Below are 20,449 nucleotides of genomic sequence, written 5' to 3' on the forward strand. Positions count from 1 at the left end.
AAAATCCAAAATTGATACAAGTGCGTACTCTCATTATCATCTGGCTCAGTCAAATAGTTTCCATCGTTGGCAGTAACATGACCGGATTTGCTTTCACTATTTGGGTGTGGGAGCTGACGGGTCAGGCTACGTCTTTAGCCTTGTTTGGTTTATTTGTACAAGTGCCACAAATTTTTATTATTCCCATAGCTGGGGTGATTGTAGATCGCTGGAACCGTAAATATTTAATGATGGTTGGTGACACGGTGAGCGGGCTGTTGACCATAACTGTCTTACTGCTTTACATAACTCATAATTTGCAATTATGGCATTTATATTTGGCTGTAGGAGTCAAAGGGACTTTTCAGCAATTTCAAACACTTGCATTCTCGGCGTCAGTATCAATGATGGTGCCAAAGCATCAGTACAGTCGTGCTAGCAGCATCAGCTTCCTGGCAACTTCTAGTTCTACTATCATTGCACCAGCGTTGGCAGGTGCCCTCTACGCAGTCATTGGTCTTGTTGGCATCTTAATTATCGATATCACTACTTTTGCGATCGCTTTACTCACATTGCTGCTAGTACATATCCCGCAACCTACGATTACAAAAGCGGGCACGCATGGTAGCATAAACCTGAAGCAGGATGTCTATTTTGGCTGGCGGTATGTTGCCGTACGCCCCGGACTGCTTGCTATGCTATTATTAGTATTGCTGTTCGTTTTTGCCTATGAATTTGGCGAATTACTTCTTACTCCCCTAATTCTGACACGCACTGATAATGATAGTAAAGTATTAGGTGTTATATTTTCGACATCAGGGTTGGGCGGCATTATTGGGGCATTGCTCGTGGGTGTTAGGAGTAATTTCCAGCCCCGAATACATGCAGTCTTGCTAGGTATGGCGGGTGCTGGTTTAAGCCAAACAGTGTTTGGTCTGGGGAGAGTACCGTTAATTTGGTTTCCTGCCCAATTATGTTCATCTCTCAATTTCCCAATAATGGGCAGTGCCCATGACGCTATATGGCTAAGTAAGATAAAACCTGAGTTACAGGGACGTGTTTTCGCAATTCGCTCTATGGTGATGCCGATTAGTAGGGCCTTAGCAAGCTTGATCGCTGGGCCACTAGCTGATGGTGTTTTTGAACCAGCAATGAAGCCTAATGGTACTCTTGCCCCCATCTTGGGTTGGATATTTGGCACGGGAGGTGGTGCAGGCATAGCACTCCTGTATGTCATTTCTTCGCTATGCATGTTAGTGATTGGCTTAGGTGGATATGCCTTTCGTGTGTTGCGTGACGTAGAAATCATCTTGCCAGATTATGATGCTGATGCAGAGTAGTCAGTGGCTGAGTGTAATAAGAACTTTGAATCATTAGCTTTCAGGATAATAAAAACAGTTTTATTTACAGGAGTTTTTAACATGGCAAATATTGTATTTTTTGTTAGTTTTTTACAAAACGATTTTAATAGCACTATTAAGCTGGCAAAAACGCTCAAATCACTTGGACACAAAGTATTTTATTTAGGAATGCTAGATTTAGAAGAAAAAGTTTTTAAATATGGCTTTCCATTTTTACCAATTTTAGAAAAATGGTTCCCCAAAGGATATTACAAACAAGAAGACTATAATATATTAAACTTTAGCGGATTAAGGTTATCATTAGAGAAAAAAAAATATAGGATACTTAGAAGTTCTTTAATTTATTCCTTATACAAAGGGGAAAATAGAGAAATACATAATGCAATCAAAAAAACAAATACGGATTTACTATTGATAGGTACATCTTGCTCTTCTGAAGCTTCAGTGATAGCATACATAGCTTATGAATGTCAGATATCAACTATTTATTTAACAGATATGTTTACAGAATTACCACCACCAAAAAATTTAATTCTACAAGAGGAAGAAATTAATTTAAATGATCAATCTCTGAAAATATTTTATAAATATCAATTTCACAACTGGATCAAAGCATTTCAAACAAATTTGGCTTGGTTGATTGGAAGAACTTCAGATGAAGATATTATCAAAAAACTTGCAACTATTAAAAGTAAAATTCCTTTAGAATTGTTAGATTTTTCTAGAAATCTTCCTTTGAAATTACCACACTTGTTTTTATGCCCAGAGGAATTAGATTTTCCTGACTCTTCTAGAGAAGGATGCTACTATGCCGAAGCTTCTATAGATTTGCAAAGAGAAGAGCCATCTTTTGATTGGTCAAAACTGAATAAAGATCAAGTTCTAATTTATTGTTCTTTGGGAACTACAGGAGAAACTTTTGAAACTTTAGGTATAAACAAAGTCAAACAATTTTTTCAGAATGTAATTGATGCTGTATCTCTCAAAAAGGAATACCAATTAATCGTATCAGTAAGCGATCATATTAATGTTGAAGACTTTCACTCTGTCCCTGAAAATACGATAATTGTTAATAGAGCACCACAATTAGCACTTCTCGAAAAAGCATCTCTAGCAATCATACATGGAGGAGTACGTACTATTAAAGAATGTATATTTTTTGGAGTACCAATGATAGTATTTCCTGTGAGTGCTGATCAACCAGAAAATGCAGAAAGAATAGAATATCATAGATTAGGCATAGTTGGTAATATTAAAAATACATCTGCCAATCTCATCATAGATTCAATTGAGGAAATAGAAAATGATTTTTTGTTGAAGCAGCGATTAGAAGCATGGAAAAATAAATTTAGAGAAATAGAACACTCTGAAAAGGCAACAAAATTTATATTGAATATTTTGGAACAGAATAAATACATCTAAGATTTATTAATGTATCCACCATTTATAAAATATAATGGAGATGATATTAGAAAATATGAGTAATAATTTAGAAGAAAGATATTCTTCAAATGGAGCTAAATATCTAGCTCAACATAAATATAGCGAAGCAATAGCTTTCTATAAGGAAAGCATTGAAACCGATCCTACATTAATGTCTAATTATTCGTATCTATGTTTAGCACGACTGCTTCAGGAACAAGAATCAGAGGCTATGGCTACTTGGCTATCCATTCTAGAGAAAGCAGACATAGAAAAAGTTAATGCTTGGACATTAGATCTAGTTGAAGTGCTAATAACAGAAGCTATCAGATGCGAAGGAGTCTCAAACTTTGACTCTGCGCGTAAAATGTACAGGTATGCCGCTATTGCACGAAGTGAAGCCTGGAAGAAAGTAAAAGGGTATAAGTTCACAAATGATTGGTTTAGTCAAAATCTCCCAATCTGGGAACAGTATCTAATGCACTTAGCTAATAAGCCTAAAATTAATATTCTAGAAATTGGTAGTTGGGAAGGCATGTCTGCGTGCTGGCTACTAGATCACATCCTGACTCACGAATCCTCAAGAATCACGTGTATAGATACCTTTGAGGGAAGCATTGAGCACAAACTTGAATATAACAATAGTTACATAAAATCCGTTGAGGAAAAATTTGATTTCAATATTTCCCAGACAGGAGTACCAGAGAAAGTAACGAAAATTGTTGGTAGTTCGCAAGATGTGATGCGATCGCTCCCTCTTAAAAATTACGATATGCTTTATATTGATGGCTCTCACTTAGCAAGTGATGCCCTTACGGATGCTGTTTTAGGTTGGGGACTTGTCAAGATCGGAGGTTTCATTGTTTTTGATGACTACGATTATAAATTTCCCAACAGCGTAGATGCAGGGCAGGAAACAAAAATTGGCATAGACGCTTTTCTGAAGGTATTTTGCAAAAAAATCAACATTATTCATCAAGGTCATCAAGTTATAGTTGAAAAGGGCGTTGTTGCGTGAAGTTTAGGGAAGTAGTTGATAAAAAATCTCATTATATGCAAGATTTTCTTAACATTAGACCTCCTATGAAAATAGGGACTGGGGATGGTGGGGCCCCCTCTGGGGATAAGGGGTAATGGGGACTGGGGATTGGGAAAGAGGTATTTTCATTGTTCCTTGAGAAGTTACCCAAAATCCAAAATTGTTACGTCAACCAATAGGGCGATTTCCGGGATTGACTGCATGAATATATTCACTACCCGATCGCGGCCTTCCTCGTTTATAATAAGCTTCTTCTGGTTTACCCCATCCTAGCTGCAAAATCATTTCCAAAAAGCTAGAATTTTCCCACTTGCACAAACTTGCCCACTCTGTTCTTTGAACAATCCTTTCGACATCAGATGTGACAATTTGTTGGTGTTGTTTACTATTATTAAAGCTCAAGTATAAATCCATCCCCACAGTAACTTCACACCAAAATTTTACGATGGAATTCTTAGCAGCTTTTAATACCTCTAAGTCACTAGTGAGGGCAATTAACTCAGTATCTATTTCGGGATAGTGCAAGCTTTTTCCTTTAACTGTCATTTCCCGCCAGATAATACCAGAAACTCGATTTTCTCTCTGATAGTCGTGAATTGCAGTTTTGAAATCTTGATAGGCAGTGAACTGTTGCAGTCCATCAGTTCTGATAAACTGGTCAATTACAGGATTGCCAGAGACTGTTATTTCTAACTTTAGGCGTTTTCCTTTAAGGCAAGCTTGGCGTTCGGCTGCCAAAATTTGAATTAGTTCCTGGGTGGTGTAAACCTTTGACATCAGAATACACTCTAGTTAATTATTGGGCATTGGGCATTGACTACGGACTATAGACTATAGATTAATTTCCTAAAGTGTTAACCCAGATATTTCAATATTATGCTTTGACATCGGCGGCAATGTAGTAACAGATATTACTAAAAATTAGGGCAGACCAATTTGGTCTACCCCATAAGTTATTTAGCTAACTCACTACTAAACTCATTGAATGCTCGCCGCTTTAGCTGTGCTGTTTCAGTGCGTGGTAATAAATCAAAGATTTTACGAAATTGATCGTCTATTTCTTCAAAAGGTACTTGACCCTTTTTATTCAAAACTACTTCACCTGACTTATTTAACACCACTACTTGAGGAACACTCCCAGCATAGTAATATCCTGGTTCTGTTGGGCCGTAGGTTTCTTTAGGCGGGATAGTATCTACATTAATCGGCATAATCTCTGCTACCCGACCATAGAATTCCTGTACCCGTGAAATGGAAATGGCATATCTTTTGGAATCGCTGCTATCATCCAGATAAAAAGCCAAAAATACGGGTTTATGTTCCGCTAAAGTTTGTGCCAGTGTCTGTCTGGGAGGAACCAATGAACCATTGCCAGCATAAACGACAAAGATGTTGCCATCATATAAATCATTATTAAGACCAGCAGATGCAGGTTGCATACTTATAATGAAAATACTTGCAAGCAACAACAGGCATTTGGACAACCACCTTTGCCAGCCACTAATTTGTTTATGTAAAAAAAGAAACTTTGTGCTATTCATCAAAAGAAACCTTGCAAGCTACATTTGTTGTGAGTTTGTGCTGAATTCGGCAAACTGGGCTGGAAATGTAATTACGCCCACCACTATTTTTTAAGATAACGCTTACTGAGATTATCTCTTGGAAGTGGCTGTATCGCTACGCGCAAGTCAAAACAGAGGTAAAGTAGCCCAACCGTAAGGCTTAACAATCCAAAATCGTTCGATGGTTCCTGAGCGAAGTCGTACCCCTTCTCCTTCAAAGACGCTAGCGCAAACGGGGAAGCAAGCTACGCACAGCGAGCGTCCCGCAGGGAAGGACTGAGCGAACGCGAACAGCGTCTCAAAGAGAAGTCTAAGTCCAAAATCTCAAATTCAAAATTGCGATGACTGGCTTTTTCAGTCAAGATTCGCTAAACTCACAAGATTAAATTTGCACTTTTAATTAGCAACCGCCAGAAGACTAGGGTACAGATGTGGGAAACAAAATACAATTCATAGATAGACTGCGATTGGGTTTCGCGGTGTCAGTGGCAAAAAGTGTGACGTTTATAGTGCGATCGCTGCGTCTGGGTGCTGCTAGTGTATTACCAGGCTCGATTGCTCGTCGCATTGAACCCCGACTTTTACAATTATTGAGTCAGCAAGTTAAAAACGGAGTGATTTTAATTGCTGGTACTAACGGCAAAACTACTACAGCGCTGCTTTTATGCACGATATTAGAACGCAGCGGTTTTCGCATCACTCATAATTCTACAGGTGCAAATCTGGAAAATGGCTTGATGACGGCGCTGTTAGAAAGCACCAACTTACTAGGGACGCTAAATACTGATTACGCCATTTTAGAAGTTGATGAAAATATTGTACCAAGAGTATTAACGCCACTCCAGCCACAAATCATTCTCTGTTTAAACTTGTTCCGCGACCAACTTGATAGGTACGGCGAAGTAGACACAATTAGTAAGCGTTGGACAAAAGCTATTTCTACACTACCAGCAGAAACAGTGGTAATTCCCAATGCTGATGACCCAACTTTATCTAACCTCGGTCAGCAGCTACCTCAACGGGTGTTATTCTTTGGCTTGAATGAACCAGAACATTATCTAGAAGCTATTCCTCACGCTGTTGATTCTATTTATTGTCCCAAATGTGGATATTCTTTAGATTACAAGGGTGTTTATTTGTCTCATTTGGGAGATTTTACTTGTCCCAAGTGTGGTTTTAGTAAAAGTAAACCGACTCTGGAAAGTAGTGAATGGTCGCAAATTCTGGTTGGTTTGTACAACAAATACAATACTTTGGCGGCTGCTACTGCGGCTATTGAATTAGGAGTTGATGAAGCAACAATCAGAGATACTATTAACAATTTCCAAGCTGCTTTTGGTCGGGCTGAAGATTTAGTAATTAATGGTAAACGAGTGCGAATATTGTTATCCAAAAATCCTGTAGGAACGAATGAAACCATTCGCGTAGTTACTCAAAGCACAGATAAAACTACACTTCTAGTATTGAACGACCGCACGCCCGATGGCACTGATGTATCCTGGATTTGGGACGTAGATACCGAGAAATTAGTCGAACGCGGCGGGACTTTAATCGTGAGTGGCGATCGCGTCTATGATATGGCACTACGTCTACGTTACAGCCAAAAGTCCCCTGAGAGCAACTTAAATTTGATTGTGGAAGAAGATTTACGAGAAGCGATCGCCACTGCATTAGAACATACACCAGAAAATGAAACTTTGCATATTCTACCTACCTACTCAGCCATGTTAGAAGTGCGAGAAGTTTTGACTGGTCGAAAAATTCTTTAAATTTGTCATTTGTCATTTGTCATTTGTCATTGGTCATTTGTCATTATCCCATTCCCTAAATTTATGAGTTCTCAAAATTTGGAATTAACAATTGGTTGGCTTTATCCGACGCTGATGAGTACTTATGGCGATCGCGGTAATGTAATTACTATAGAACGTCGCGCTCAATGGCGGGGATACGATGTTAAAGTGTTACCCTTAGATCAAAATTCTACAGCCACAGATATTAAAACTGTAGATGTCATAGTTGGTGGTGGCGCACAAGACCGCCAGCAAGAGATTGTCATGCGTGATTTGCAAGGTGCGAAAGCTGATGCAATGCGGGACAAAATCGAAAATGGAACACCAGGAGTATTTACTTGTGGTTCACCCCAATTATTGGGACATTATTATGAACCAGGCTTGGGACAACGAATTGATGGTTTGGGAATACTCGATTTAGTTTCTGTGCATCCTGGTGAAAATACTAAACGTTGTATTGGCAACTTAGTAATTGAAGTGACAGCCTCACGTATAGCGCGAGATTTAAAAGAGATGACAGGTAGCACACCATATTTGGTAGGCTTTGAAAATCACGGCGGACGCACCAAACTGGGAAAAGTGGAAGCTTTAGGACGAGTGGTGTACGGCTTGGGAAATAATGGTGAAGATGGGACAGAAGGAGCATTTTATCAGAATGCGATCGCTACTTATTCCCACGGCCCTTTGTTACCAAAAAATCCTTTCGTTGCAGATTGGTTAATTCAAACAGCGCTACGGCTAAAGTATCAACAGGAAATTACGTTAGAACCTTTTGACGATAATCTTGCTGTCCAAGCGCGGGAAGCGATGTTTAAGCGATTGAAAGTAAGTTTGCCAAGTGTTGCTGCGGGTAAGATTTAAATTTTCGTGTTTTTCTCGTTCCCTGACTTTCACAGGGAACACGATTCCCCGGTTTCACATAGAAAGGAGTGACAAAATTTTCATCCACCAAGCACCAGCTAATTGCTACAGAACAATCCAAAACAAATTGCATTAAAATCTTCGCCCCTCTTTAACCATCTCGCGGATTAAGGTTTTATCTAACGCCACTTCTCGCCGCAGTTGTTGCATTTTGCTAATTACTTCTTGAATCGATTTTTTTGTCGTCGGCTTTCCCCAAGCGTTATATTGCAGTACAGTGTCATCGCATGGTACAAGGTCTGTTTTATCTAACGGCTGTACAACCACCACTACTTCTACAGATGTATCTTTAAAATCAGTAGGTGTCTGAATGTGCAATATACCATCTGCCCCAATATGCGTTCGCCTTTGGCGTTGGCGTTCGCGCAGCGTCTCGAAGAGAAGCCATCGCAATTTTTTCGTTTCCATTTCTACATCGAGGAAATTATATAATTTTTCGTTTCCTGGCTTTTACAGGGAATGTAATTCAGGAAACTCTGCCTTTCATTTTAAATTAACAAAGGGCAAAGTATGATTCAAGCCTTAACCAAACAAGTAACATTTGATGAATTTATCGCCTGGTATCCCGAATCTTCAGACAGGCATTATGAACTACATGATGGGGTAATTGTTGAAATGCCTAAGCCAACAGGGAAACATTCAGAGATAGCCGGGTTTATCAATGGTTCTTTGTTTATTGAAATCACCCGTTTGTCCATTCCTTGCTTTATCCCGAAAGAATGCGTCATCAAATCAGTTAACACTGATTCAGGTTATGAACCAGATGTAATCGTTCTTGATAGACAAGCTGTTATGGATGAACCTCGTTGGAAAAAAGAATCTATCATTACGCGCGGTAGTTCCGTCAAGTTGGTTGTAGAAGTTGTTTCAACCAACTGGAGTGATGATTATGCTTTGAAGCTAGAAGATTACGAGTCTTTGGGTATTCCTGAATATTGGATTGTAGACTATCTAGGTTTAGGTGGTAGGCGCTTTATTGGCAATCCTAAACAACCAACTATCTCGATTTACCAACTAATTGAAGGTGAGTATCAAGTTAGACAATTTAGAGGAAATGACCGTATTCACTCGCCAGCGTTACCAGAGTTGAATTTAACTGCTGAACAGATTTTTCAAGCTGGAGAATTCGCGTAATTTAGAGACAGATTGAGGTTTTACATAACGCTAAAGCAACAGGCAAGTATGACTCAAACCTTAAATAAACAAGTAACATTTGATAAATTTATCGCTTGGTATCCAGAAAACTCACAACGACGCTATGAACTACATGACGGAGTAATTGTTGAAATGGCTCCTCCCACAGGTGATCATGAACAGATTGTTGGATTTTTAGTTGGGGAAATAGTTACAGAATACAAACGTTTAAAACTATCTTATTTCGTTCCCAAAACAGCATTCATTAAACCAACCCAGAGCGAAGCAGCTTACTCACCAGATGTACTGTTGTTGAATAACTCTAATTTAGTAAATGAACCTCTGTGGAAAAAAGAATCTACCGTAAGCCAAGCGGCATCAATTCCTTTAGTAATTGAAGTGGTAAGTACCAACTGGCGAGACGACTATTTTACCAAAGCAGGTAAATATGAAGAGGTTGGAATACCTGAATATTGGATTGTAGACTACCTCGGCTTAGGTGGTAGGCGGTTTATTGGCAATCCTAAACAACCAACTATCTCGATTTATCAATTAATTGAAGGTGAGTATCAAGTTAGGCAATTTCGAGGAAATGATCGCATTCAATCGCCAGCGTTCCCAGAGTTGAATTTAACTGCTGAACAGATTTTTCAAGCTGGAGAATTTTCTTAACTTACCATACACCGCCAATCTTCTGCGTAGGCGTAGCCCGCCGCAGGCATCGCTACTTATTCCCACTAATTTCTGGCATAGATTATACTGGCAAAAAATCACCAAAATATTTCAACCCAGTTACGATTCAAGTTTTTCATCCACTAGGAAAAAATTTATGCGAAATTGGCCATCTTGGATTCCTACTCCCCGGTTTTGGGTAAATGCGTAGGCGTAGCCCGTCGTAGACATCGCCCTCATCCTCTTAATGATTGGTTTACAGTATGCGATCGTCTATATTTGGGTAATTATTTCCATCTTAACTCACTTGTTACCTCAGCCTATTCTTGTCAAGTTAGTGTATTTATTTAGTTTACTAGCCCAACTTTTTCCGATTGTAGTAGTGGCATTTGTTCATCATTGGCTGCATCGATTTTTCGATAGCTTCTTTCCTGAGAGCCGACTACCAGAAACAGAGCTAGCAACAGGAGTTTTTCCTAGTTTTATAAGTTGGTGGTCAGGCTTGTATGGCTGGTTGGTTAATATTCTCTCGTCAGTAATAGCATTTGGTCTTGTAATGCTTTTCTCGCCATCTCCTGACTTGTTGACTGTGTTCACTTTATTTAAGACTCAAGCGCAATCTCTGTTGATAGTCCCAACTATAATTCGAGTGATTATTGCCGCTTATCTTTATCAATTTGAGTATTTAGTGCATCAGCGTTTGATAGCAGCAGGTAGATAATATAGCAATCTTATTTAATTTGTAAAAATCGTCAGCCTCAGATCCCTGACTTCTTAGAGAAGTCGGGGATTTTGTTGTTTGCGAATGATTTAGGATTGCTATATACTTTTACGGAACGCTAAACGTAGTTCACTTCAGAGTAGGGGTACGCCTAAGTTTGTGTGCCTGTAAACTCTCCGAATTCTATTCGCTTCACTTGCCCACTAGGAAAAAAGACTTCATTGACGATTCTCAAAGACTCATCAACGGAGTTCGTAACCCCATACACGAATATCAAAGACTGATTAACGCAGTTCGTAACTCCATTAACGAATTTCAAATACTCACCGACGAGATACAAACACTCGTCCACGAGTATCAAAGACTCGTGAACCGACAAAATATACTCATTAATCGGCAAAATATACTCATTAACGAGGATCAAAGACTCATTAACGGAGTTCATAGCTCCATTAATGAGTATCAAAGACTCATTCACGAGTCAACCTAAACATTGGTAATGATAAATTCTGTTTAAAATCGCCTAAAAATTATTAGCGCTCGTGTAGTGTTACACAGCATAGTAGATTGCTTTGATATATTATTGCAGCATTCTCAATTAGCACCCGCGATCGCCTGAAACTCGAACTTCTAGGAACCAATAGCTAAAGCCACTCAAGCGGACTAAAACCTAAGTCTGGAAGGAATTTGGTCTTCTTAAGAAGATTTTGGCTATGAGCGGTATGTTTCTAACCTATGGCGCTTGTTGGGATTAGTGCAAAATATTAATAGTTGCGAGATTGTCCAGCGAATCAGGGGCATTACATATCCCGGATTTCTGACAAAGATTTAAACGACTAGCCCAAAACGTTTATGCTACTTAGGTTTGAGATAAAATACTTCGTTCACATACTGTTGTGATTCGTGCAGTGTCTAAAACGCTCAAAATCTAAGCTTGATAAAGGTTTAGGTAATAGCGATCGCACCGCTTGTGAGAAATCCTGGATATAATTTCCGTTGACAGGTAAACCTCATTATGGCAAACACACCTCAACGTTTCCTTGAAAAAATCCGAGAAGCGAAAGAGAAACAGCTTAAAGAATTAGATTTAAGCAATGATTGGAATAGTGATGATAACGAAAAATTAACAGAGATTCCTGCTGAAGTATTTGAACTGAAATGGTTGGAGGTTTTGAATTTAAGCGACAACAAATTAACGATGCTGCCAGATGCGATCGCCCACCTGCAACAACTCACCACCCTGAAATTAAGCCGCAACCAATTAACGATGCTGCCAGATGTGATCGCCCGTCTGCAACAACTCACTTCCCTGTATTTAAGCGGCAATCAATTAACGACGCTGCCAGAAGCGATCGCCCGCCTGCAACAACTCACTTCCCTGTTTTTAAGTGGCAACCAATTAACGACGCTGCCAGAAGTGATCGCTCGCCTGCAACAACTCACTTCCCTCTATTTAAGCTACAACCAATTAACGACACTACCAGAAGCGATCGCTCGCCTGCAACAACTCACTTCCCTGTTTTTAAGTGGCAACCAATTAACGACGCTGCCAGAAGCGATCACTCGCCTGCAACAACTTACTTTCCTGGATTTAGACAACAACCCCATCGAAAAGCCACCGCCAGAAATTGTTAAACAAGGTATTAAAGCAATCAGGGACTATTTCCGGCAACTTAAAGCAGAAGGTACAGATTATCTGTATGAAGCAAAGTTACTAATAGTCGGCGAAGGGGGAGCAGGAAAGACAACACTGGCGAAGAAAATTAAAGATCAAAATTATCAACTCCGAGAGGAAGATACTACGAAGGGAATTCAGGTGATGCAGTGGGGTTTTCCAACAGAAAATGAGCGAGAATTTCGAGTCAACATCTGGGACTTTGGGGGACAAGAAATTTACCATGCAACTCACCAGTTCTTTCTCACCAAGCGTTCCCTCTATGTTTTAGTGGCAGACACCCGTGAGGAAAACACAGATTTTTATTACTGGTTGAATGTAGTAGAACTATTGAGCGATAACAGTCCGCTACTAATCATCAAAAATGAGAAGCAAAACCGCCACCGAGAGATTAATGAACGCCAGTTACGAGGGCAATTTACTAATTTGAAGGAGACTTTACCAACAAACCTTGCTACCAACAGAGGTTTAGAACAAGTTTTAGAACAAATCAAGCATTACATTAAAAACCTACCCCATATTGGCAGTCCGCTCCCAAAAACCTGGGTTAAAGTCCGGGACGCTTTGGAGAGTGACGCACGCAATTACATCGGCTTGGATGAATACCTGAACATCTGCGAACAAAATGGGTTCACCCAAAGGAATGACAAGTTGCAGTTGAGCAGCTATCTGCATGATTTAGGAGTATGCTTGCACTTCCAGGAAGACCCACTTTTGAACAAAACCGTCATCCTCAAACCCAAGTGGGGAACTGATGCAGTCTACAAAGTGTTAGATAATGAAAAAGTGATTCGTAGCCTGGGCAGTTTCACACGGTCTGACTTGGCAAACATCTGGTGTGAAGGCGAATACGTCACGATGCATGATGAACTCTTGCGCCTGATGATCAACTTCAAGCTGTGCTACGAAATTCCTACAAGCAAAGAAAATTATATTGCCCCACAACTACTATCTGCTAATCAACCGTCCTATGACTGGAATCAAACCAACAACCTGATATTGCGTTACACTTACGAGTTCATGCCTAAGGGCATCATCACCCAGTTCATTGTTGCCATACATGAGTTGATTACTGAACATAAATGTGTCTGGAAAAGTGGCGTCGTTCTCAGCAAAGACCAGACTAAAGCGGAGGTGATTGAATATTATGGCAAGCGGGAGATTAAGATTCGAGTCTCAGGTCGTCACAAAAGAGATTTGATGACCATAGTTACACATGAACTCGATAAAATTCATGACTCGTACCAGCGACTGAAGTACAACAAGTTAATCCCCTGTAATTGTTACACCTGCAAAGATAGTCAAGAGCCACACTTTTATCTATTTGAGGAATTGCGGCAGTTTATCTACGATAAGGAAGACCAGATTCAATGTCGCAAAAAACCATACAAAAAGGTGAATGTCTTGGGCTTAATTGATGATGTGATGGATAGTAGAGGGCTAGTTGAAGCAAATTTTATGACAGAACCATATAAATCAGAAGAAAATTCTCAACCAGAAGTGCATAGACCATCTTCACAAATTTCACCTGCTGAACGTGGAATAGCGCTTGCTATGGCTCTGGCGGTCTTAGTAGTCTTTATTGTTCTTGTACTCAACCCACGAGCAATGGAAGGTGGTACTCTAGCAATAATTAGATTTTTAGCAGCCGCATTTGCTGGGATATCAGGTTATTTATTGACGGGTAGTCTTGGTTTAGAAGCACACGTACCTTTCAATAAAACCAATATTAAAGCTACAGGGGCATTTGCGGCGTTTGTCCTTGTATTACTTCTATTCTTTTATGGAGTCCCAGCATCTGAAAATTCAGATAAGCCCAAGCCCATTTCAGATGCGAACACAACCATAACGGCGATCGCCAGCATGAATCAACAGAGCGATCGCACTTAATATTAATAATTAAAAAGCGATCAATCTACCACAACATCTTACTGTTCTTCACCTTTTTCCTGAAGCAGCGCTAAAACTACATTTTATTGTTGTTGAAGTGCAAACTTCAAATCTGTCAACTCTAATTCTCCTCCGGTTGTTGTTAATACTAAATTAATGCCTAAAACACTTTTTCCTGTAGTTGTATAGTTAGTTGGAAGTATTTGATTAGTCAAATCAAAATTTATAGCACTTCCATATGTTATTTGATATGGAGTTGGTTGATCGCCAAGTAAAAAGGATGTGATAGCTATTTGTGCTGGTGCTTTCTTGACTACACCTTTGAAAGCTAAAGGCACGAGCCTAAATTGCTTTTGAGTATTAGAGGTATCAATCCTAATGATACATCTAGCCCTTGACGATTGTGCGTTTACAGTTATAGGAGAGACAAGTGTAAACTGATTTATTTGCGGATCGAAACTTATATTACATCTTTTATTAACCAAAAATTTTGGCTGGTTATCTATTGCAGCAGCAGTGCTAGATGAATTGGCATCATAACAACAGAAAAAAAACAAGCACATTAATATGAAAAAATTACGTGCATCACTTAATCTCAACATCATCTTACTCTCCATCAACAGAAATTTGTAATCTTAAAGAAGAATAAATTCGGTAGATTCAATTAGTGGGGGATTTAGACCCACCACTCATTGAAGACCACTAAATTTGAAATTTGGTGCGGTGTATCACCATCTATCCGCAGAATCGCTAAAAGCAACGACTAGCAACGCTTTAGGTCAAAATAAAGTCTATCGGCTGTATCAACGAAAATAGAACTTCCTCGTGAGGATTGTGCAATCAGATTAATACCTAATATTCCTTGCCCACCACTACATAAACCTGAAGCAGCTAGAACAGTAATCTTATCTTGCTCCGCAAATGCCTTACTAGATGTAAATTTGGTAGTTTTAGGAGGGGCTACGACTTGACCTAGAGCACCACCACTAAAGCTATAAGTTCTGCTTAAGCTGGTACCTTTACTCCCTCTATTAACCTCAGTAGTTCCTTGGTACAGTACTTGTACATCTTGGATGATGAAACCACTTGGAATAAAAGCTTGAACACGTAAAATACACTTTTGACGCTGACCATTGAATGCACTAAAGTTATCCAAGACGATCGATAAGCTTCTACCATCCTCTCCAGGAGCAACACTACATCCACCAGATACGAGTGCAGCTCCAAAAGTAATACTAGGCTCATCTACAGCCAAAACCTTGGTCGCAATCACGTTGATTCCAAGAATTGTAGATACAGACAGTAACACACCAAATTGTTTAAAGTTCATATTGATTTTACTTATGTTACTAGAGTTGTTTTTTCATGGAAAATGCAGTAACAATGCATCTAACCGAACTCTTTAACTAGTGCGGGATAAATCGCTAGAAGGTTTACTTCATTTAGAAACTTTATTTGCGGATCGAAACTTATATTACATCTCCTATTAAGCAAAAATTTTGGCTGGTTGTTTATTGGAGCAGCAGTGCTAGATGAATTGGCATCATAACAACAGAAAAAAACAAGCACATTAATATGAAAAAATTACGTGTATCACTTAATCTCAACATAACTTACCTCTCCATCAACAGAAATTTCTAATCTTAAAGAAGAATAAATTCGGTAGATTCAATGAGTGGGGGATTTAGATCCACCACTCATTGAAGACCACTAAATTTGGAATTTGGTGCGGTGTATCACTATCTACCCGCAGAATCGCGAAAAGCAACGACTAGCAACGCTTTAGGTCAAAATAAAGTCTCACATCCCCAGCATTTATATCGGCTGTATCAACGAAAATATTACTTCCTGATGAGGATTGTGCAATCAGATTAATACCTAATAGTCCTTGCCCACCACCACTACATAAACCTGTAGCAGCTAGAACAGTAATCTCATCTTGCTCTGCAAATGCCTTATCAGATGTAAACTTGGTAGTTTTAGGGGGAGCTACGGCTTGACCTAGAGCACCACCACTAAAGCTATAAGTTCTGCTTAAGCTGGTACCTTTACTCCCTCTATTAACCTCAGTAGTTCCTTGGTACAGTACTTGTACATCTTGGATGATGAAACCACTTGGAATAAAACTTTGAACACGTAAAACACACTTTTTACGGCCACCATTGTATGCATTAAAGTTATCCAAGACAATCGATAAGCTTCTACCATCCTCTCCAGGAAGCTGATCGGCAACTTTACATCCACCAGATCCGAGTGCATCTCCAAAAGTAATACTAGGCTCGTCTACAGCCAAAACTTTGGTCGCAATCACGTTGATTCCAAGAATTGTAGATACAGACAGTAATACACCAAATTGTTTAAAGTTCATATTGATTGTACCTATGTTGCTAGAGTTGTTTTTTCATGGAAAATGCAGTAACAATGCATCTAACCGAACTCTTTAACTAGTGCAGGATAAATCGCTAGAAGGTTTACTTCATTTAGAAACTAAATCGTTTTTAACAGTGGCAGGAATTAACTTAATGTAGGTATAGCATCGCCTTCATAAGACTCACCTGTAATAGCCTAAAGTCTTGAGATTCCAAAATGGCACTTTCTCTGTAAAATCCATGAGAGAACTCTCCTATAGATGCAAAAGTAGAATTAAGCATTAATACCTTCGTTAAAAAAAGAGGTAGTCTAGCTTTTGCCGAAAGACCCCAATACAAGAAGGCGGTAAATTCTCAAGCTAATTAATGCAGTAGTTGAGTGTCTCTATCCTGAAGTTACAAAAAGAATCTGAGGAACTTGTGAGTAAATATGGTGCTTATTAAAACTTAAATTTTGTCAGCATTCAGGCTGGAGTTTGCTGGGATATCAATAAAACTAATATTAAAACTACATAGATATTTATATCGTTTGTCCTTATATTAGACATTTGACGAAAAAGAATGTGAGGAACTTGTGAGGAAATACTGACAAAACTCGTAAAATTGATCGTCGGTCATGGCGATCGCAAGTCGCAATTGCAAAACCACTGGTATAATTTCTGTGGCTACAGGTAAGTTGGTAGTCATAATTGCTTTGTGGCTACTTCACCTGCTTTAACTATAATCTTTTCACAATCTACGATGAAATGAAGGTTAACTCATGAAGATTGGAATTATTAACCAACAGCAAACTCGGTAAATTGTCGTTTAAAAGGGGAATGAAAAGCCAAAACTATGTCTTTTTTGGGTATACCTCGACTAATAAGTTCATTGGCGATACCTCCTTCAGTACCATCGTGTTGAATCCAAATTTTTTCGTTTTTAATATCTAGATGCAAAACACAGCCATATACACGGCGCTTATTTGACCACCCCGCATGAACAACTTGGTAGCGATCGCGTTCTCTATCAAAAATAACTTCTGCTTCGACTTCTTCGTTGCTGGCTTTGATTTCACTGTAAGCTAGCAACAGTTCTTGAATAAGTTGACGGTACTCTTCTACTTTTGCCATTTCACGATCGCCTCCTCTTCTGGATCGAAAACAATCAGCCGAACTTGGTAGCGTTGGATTAATAAGCGTGGCAGTTCTAAGGTAAAAAAAGAACGATAGGTGTCTAAGGGAACTGCTAAATATAGAAGTCTCTCAGGTTGTTCTTCTTCAAGTGCTAATTGATATTTGAGATACTGTCCTAGAGCAGTACTAAATTCAGTTGTAGTAGATGGAGCAACAAAGCTTTTAACTTCAACCGCAATTTTTTCTTGATTTCGTTCAGCTGCTAAAACTTTCTCTGCACCAAGGTCGATGTACATATCCAAACCACCAAAACGGAGGAAAAGCGGGTCATTAGTGATGAGCCAACCCTCTTTCTCCAAAGCGCGTCTTACTGCATCATGGAATATGTATTTCGCTGCCATAGATACCTAACATTTGTATTTATTCCTTACCAAATCTGACTTAAATCCAAAACAAACCCAGCTAGCAAAGGTTCACCATTAAGCGTTTTTGGATTATCTAATTGTTCAACCGCAATATTAGGACGATAAATAAAAACTCGGTGTTGTTTTCTATCAATTAACCAACCAAGTTGAGTGCCATTATCAATATACTCTTGCATCTTGTCTTGCAAAATTCGCAAGTTATCAGTTTCAGAACGCAATTCAATTACAAACTCAGGACAAATCGGTGCAAATTTTTTTCGCAGTTCTGGTGGTATCGCTTCCCAGCGATCGCGTTTTATCCACGCTGCATCGGGCGATCGGACTGCACCATTAGGCAAAGTAAACCCACCACTGGAACCAAACCCTACACCTGTACCATCTTGCTTTGTCCAAATACCCAACTGAACAATAATATCAAAGTTATGTTGATCGGTTTCGGAACCAGTAGGGGGCATAATCACTAATTCTCCAGCAGCATTACGTTCAATGCGAAAGTCGCGGTTTAGCTGACAAAATTCATAAAACTGGTCGTCAGTTAGTGCGATCGCAGGTTGCAATTGCAAGACCATTGGTATAATTTCTATGGCTATAGGTAAGTTAATGGTCATAATTCATATTTTGGGGCTTCACCTGTCTTTAGGATATATCTTGGCAAAATTTTAGGGGTGGTTACAAAACCACCCCTTCAAATTTAGAATTTACTTGCAGACCCCTGAATGGGAAGTTAATTTACTCAGAAATGTTAATCGAACTTTCAACTTGAGAAGTAGCCAATGTTGGTGCAGAAAAAATCCGCGAGTACAGACTTGCTGGTTGTTGATGAGCAACAACTGGTAAAACTTGACGAGCATGGGCGGCTAATTCTACTGCTTTCACATCATAAGTCTGCGTTGCTAATTTGGGATAAAACCCGATTCCGATGATTGGCAGTAGCAAACAAGCGGTAATAAATATTTCGCGGGGTTTGACATCAGATATTACAGCATCCAAGTGCAACTCTTTATTTTGCTCCCCATAGAACACTTGACGCAGCATCGACAGTAAATAAATTGGTGTCAAAATCACGCCAACTGCTGACAGCAGCACGACTACAACTTTGAAGCTGGAACTGTAAACATCACTGCTGGCGATACCTAGAAACACCATCAACTCACCTACAAAACCACTCATTCCGGGTAAGGCGAGAGAAGCCATTGAACCAATGGTAAATAGAGCAAAGGTTTTGGGCATTACCTTAGCCATACCGCCCATTTTATCCATCATCAAAGTATGGGTGCGATCGTAAGTTACGCCAGACAGGAAGAACAAGCTAGCAGCAATCAAGCCGTGAGAAACCATCTGTAACACTGCACCACTGATACCCAGCTCTGTGTAAGAGGCAATCCCAATCAGCACAAACCCCATATGGGCAATTGAAGAGTAAGCCAAGCGGCGTTTGAGATTGGTTTGAGCAAAGGCACAGCAAGCACCGTAGACAATATTAACCACACCCAAAACTGCTAACACTGGGGCAAAAGTCACATGAGCATTGGGCAACATTTCCACATTGAAGCGGATGAGAGCATAACCACCCATTTTTAACAACACACCAGCCAAAATCATTGAACCGGGTGCTGATGCTTCACCGTGGGCATCAGGTAGCCAAGTGTGTAAAGGGAAAATCGGCATTTTCACACCGAAGGCAATTAAGAAACCTGCATAAACCAACAATTCCAAGGTTTTGGGGTATTCTTTCATTCCTAGAGTCGCCATATCGAAAGTGACGGTATCTCCAGAAAAGACAAGTGCAAAACCGGCAATCAAGATAAATATTGATGCAGCAGCGGTGTAAAGAATGAATTTGGTAGCGGCATAACGGCGGTTTTGTCCTCCCCAAACGGAAATCAGCAGGTAAACCGGCACTAACTCGATTTCCCACATCAGGAAGAACAACAGCAAATCTTGGGCGACAAACACGCCAAGTTGGGCGCTGTACATCGCTAACATCAAGCCATAAAATAATCGCGGCTTGGTGGTAACTTTCCAAGCCGCGAATATTGCGAGGGTATTTATTAAGCCTGTCAGAAGCAGTAAGGGCATCGATAAACCATCAACCCCCACAGCCCAATGCAAACCTAACTGTGGTATCCAAGGATAGTTTTCTATAAGTTGGAGTCTTGAACTCTGGAAGTCGTACTTATACCAAAAGGCATAAATCATCAGTGCAAAGTCCGCGATCGCAACTCCTAGACTATACCACCGCACAGTTCTACCTTCTTTGTCTGGGATTAGGGGGATGGCTAAAATAGCCACCAAGGGTAAGAGGATTATGGCTGTTAGCCAGGGAAATTCAATAGCATTCATCACTTCTGACAATCAATTTGCTTTATTGCTT

General features: G+C 39.7%; 20 protein-coding genes. 9 read left to right on the top strand and 11 right to left on the bottom strand.

The features are described 5' to 3' along the window. The first annotated feature begins 20 nt into the window (after positions 1-20). From RMY63_RS02500 to RMY63_RS02510, 3 genes are all read left to right on the top strand, one after another. Positions 21-1,319 carry an MFS transporter gene (locus tag RMY63_RS02500; RefSeq protein ID WP_322727178.1) on the top strand — a complete coding sequence of 433 codons (1,299 nt, stop codon included), beginning with the start codon at positions 21-23 and terminating at the stop codon, positions 1,317-1,319. Between the two features lie 81 nt (positions 1,320-1,400). Continuing rightward, positions 1,401-2,762, top strand: a complete 1,362-nt coding sequence (locus tag RMY63_RS02505) for a nucleotide disphospho-sugar-binding domain-containing protein (RefSeq protein ID WP_322727179.1) — start codon at positions 1,401-1,403, stop codon at positions 2,760-2,762. 40 nt (positions 2,763-2,802) lie between these two features. Further along, a complete protein-coding gene (locus tag RMY63_RS02510; protein ID WP_322727180.1) occupies positions 2,803-3,780 on the top strand; it encodes a class I SAM-dependent methyltransferase in 978 nt (325 codons plus the stop codon). A gap of 189 nt (positions 3,781-3,969) precedes the next feature. Here RMY63_RS02510 and RMY63_RS02515 read toward each other — a convergent pair whose 3' ends face one another. Both RMY63_RS02515 and RMY63_RS02520 read right to left on the bottom strand, forming a co-directional pair. Then, positions 3,970-4,578, bottom strand: coding sequence for a hypothetical protein (locus RMY63_RS02515; RefSeq protein ID WP_322727181.1), 609 nt, complete (start codon positions 4,576-4,578; stop codon positions 3,970-3,972). A gap of 176 nt (positions 4,579-4,754) precedes the next feature. Continuing rightward, complete coding sequence (locus RMY63_RS02520) at positions 4,755-5,342, bottom strand: thylakoid membrane photosystem I accumulation factor (RefSeq protein WP_322727182.1); 588 nt, start codon at positions 5,340-5,342, stop codon at positions 4,755-4,757. A gap of 452 nt (positions 5,343-5,794) precedes the next feature. On the opposite strand from RMY63_RS02520, the gene RMY63_RS02525 reads away from it, so the two are divergent. Then, positions 5,795-7,132, top strand: a complete 1,338-nt coding sequence (locus RMY63_RS02525) for a Mur ligase family protein (RefSeq protein WP_322727183.1) — start codon at positions 5,795-5,797, stop codon at positions 7,130-7,132. Positions 7,133-7,195: 63 nt separating this feature from the next. After that, on the top strand, positions 7,196-8,014 hold the full coding sequence (locus tag RMY63_RS02530) for a type 1 glutamine amidotransferase (protein ID WP_322727184.1): 819 nt from the start codon (positions 7,196-7,198) through the stop codon (positions 8,012-8,014). 132 nt (positions 8,015-8,146) lie between these two features. Here the strand turns inward: RMY63_RS02530 and RMY63_RS02535 are convergent, their stop codons facing one another. Next, on the bottom strand, positions 8,147-8,482 hold the full coding sequence (locus tag RMY63_RS02535; protein WP_322727185.1) for a hypothetical protein: 336 nt from the start codon (positions 8,480-8,482) through the stop codon (positions 8,147-8,149). 102 nt (positions 8,483-8,584) lie between these two features. On the opposite strand from RMY63_RS02535, the gene RMY63_RS02540 reads away from it, so the two are divergent. The 4 genes from RMY63_RS02540 to RMY63_RS02555 all read left to right on the top strand — a co-directional run bounded on the left by RMY63_RS02540 (position 8,585) and on the right by RMY63_RS02555 (position 14,166). Further along, positions 8,585-9,208 (top strand): Uma2 family endonuclease, encoded by a 624-nt coding sequence (locus tag RMY63_RS02540; protein WP_322727186.1) that lies wholly within the window; start codon positions 8,585-8,587, stop codon positions 9,206-9,208. 48 nt (positions 9,209-9,256) lie between these two features. Then, complete coding sequence (locus RMY63_RS02545; RefSeq protein ID WP_322727187.1) at positions 9,257-9,880, top strand: Uma2 family endonuclease; 624 nt, start codon at positions 9,257-9,259, stop codon at positions 9,878-9,880. A 247-nt stretch (positions 9,881-10,127) separates the two neighbouring features. After that, complete coding sequence (locus RMY63_RS02550; protein WP_322727188.1) at positions 10,128-10,601, top strand: hypothetical protein; 474 nt, start codon at positions 10,128-10,130, stop codon at positions 10,599-10,601. A gap of 1,015 nt (positions 10,602-11,616) precedes the next feature. Further along, positions 11,617-14,166 (top strand): COR domain-containing protein, encoded by a 2,550-nt coding sequence (locus RMY63_RS02555; protein WP_322727189.1) that lies wholly within the window; start codon positions 11,617-11,619, stop codon positions 14,164-14,166. 83 nt (positions 14,167-14,249) lie between these two features. Here RMY63_RS02555 and RMY63_RS02560 read toward each other — a convergent pair whose 3' ends face one another. The 8 genes from RMY63_RS02560 to RMY63_RS02595 all read right to left on the bottom strand — a co-directional run bounded on the left by RMY63_RS02560 (position 14,250) and on the right by RMY63_RS02595 (position 20,418). After that, the gene (locus RMY63_RS02560; protein ID WP_322727190.1) at positions 14,250-14,771 is read right to left on the bottom strand and encodes a hypothetical protein; all 522 of its coding nucleotides are present in this window, start codon (positions 14,769-14,771) and stop codon (positions 14,250-14,252) included. Positions 14,772-14,929: 158 nt separating this feature from the next. Continuing rightward, complete coding sequence (locus RMY63_RS02565) at positions 14,930-15,496, bottom strand: DUF4360 domain-containing protein (RefSeq protein WP_322727191.1); 567 nt, start codon at positions 15,494-15,496, stop codon at positions 14,930-14,932. A gap of 441 nt (positions 15,497-15,937) precedes the next feature. Next, positions 15,938-16,534 carry a DUF4360 domain-containing protein gene (locus RMY63_RS02570; RefSeq protein WP_322727192.1) on the bottom strand — a complete coding sequence of 199 codons (597 nt, stop codon included), beginning with the start codon at positions 16,532-16,534 and terminating at the stop codon, positions 15,938-15,940. Between the two features lie 541 nt (positions 16,535-17,075). After that, entirely contained in the window at positions 17,076-17,222 is a 147-nt protein-coding gene (locus tag RMY63_RS02575; RefSeq protein WP_322727193.1) for a hypothetical protein, read from the bottom strand. An 89-nt stretch (positions 17,223-17,311) separates the two neighbouring features. Continuing rightward, positions 17,312-17,647: a XisI protein gene (locus tag RMY63_RS02580; protein ID WP_229546323.1), complete on the bottom strand. Its 336-nt coding sequence runs from the start codon at positions 17,645-17,647 to the stop codon at positions 17,312-17,314. Then, entirely contained in the window at positions 17,635-18,051 is a 417-nt protein-coding gene (locus tag RMY63_RS02585; protein WP_322727194.1) for a XisH family protein, read from the bottom strand. The genes RMY63_RS02580 and RMY63_RS02585 overlap by 13 nt, the downstream gene beginning before the upstream one ends. Positions 18,052-18,077: 26 nt before the next feature. Next, positions 18,078-18,683 carry a Uma2 family endonuclease gene (locus RMY63_RS02590; protein ID WP_322727195.1) on the bottom strand — a complete coding sequence of 202 codons (606 nt, stop codon included), beginning with the start codon at positions 18,681-18,683 and terminating at the stop codon, positions 18,078-18,080. Positions 18,684-18,804: 121 nt separating this feature from the next. Then, the gene (locus RMY63_RS02595) at positions 18,805-20,418 is read right to left on the bottom strand and encodes an NAD(P)H-quinone oxidoreductase subunit 4 (protein WP_322727196.1); all 1,614 of its coding nucleotides are present in this window, start codon (positions 20,416-20,418) and stop codon (positions 18,805-18,807) included. Positions 20,419-20,449: the final 31 nt, after the last annotated feature.

The sequence above is a fragment of the Nostoc sp. ChiQUE01b genome, assembly GCF_034531255.1.
In the GTDB taxonomy this organism is placed as follows: domain Bacteria; phylum Cyanobacteriota; class Cyanobacteriia; order Cyanobacteriales; family Nostocaceae; genus Nostoc.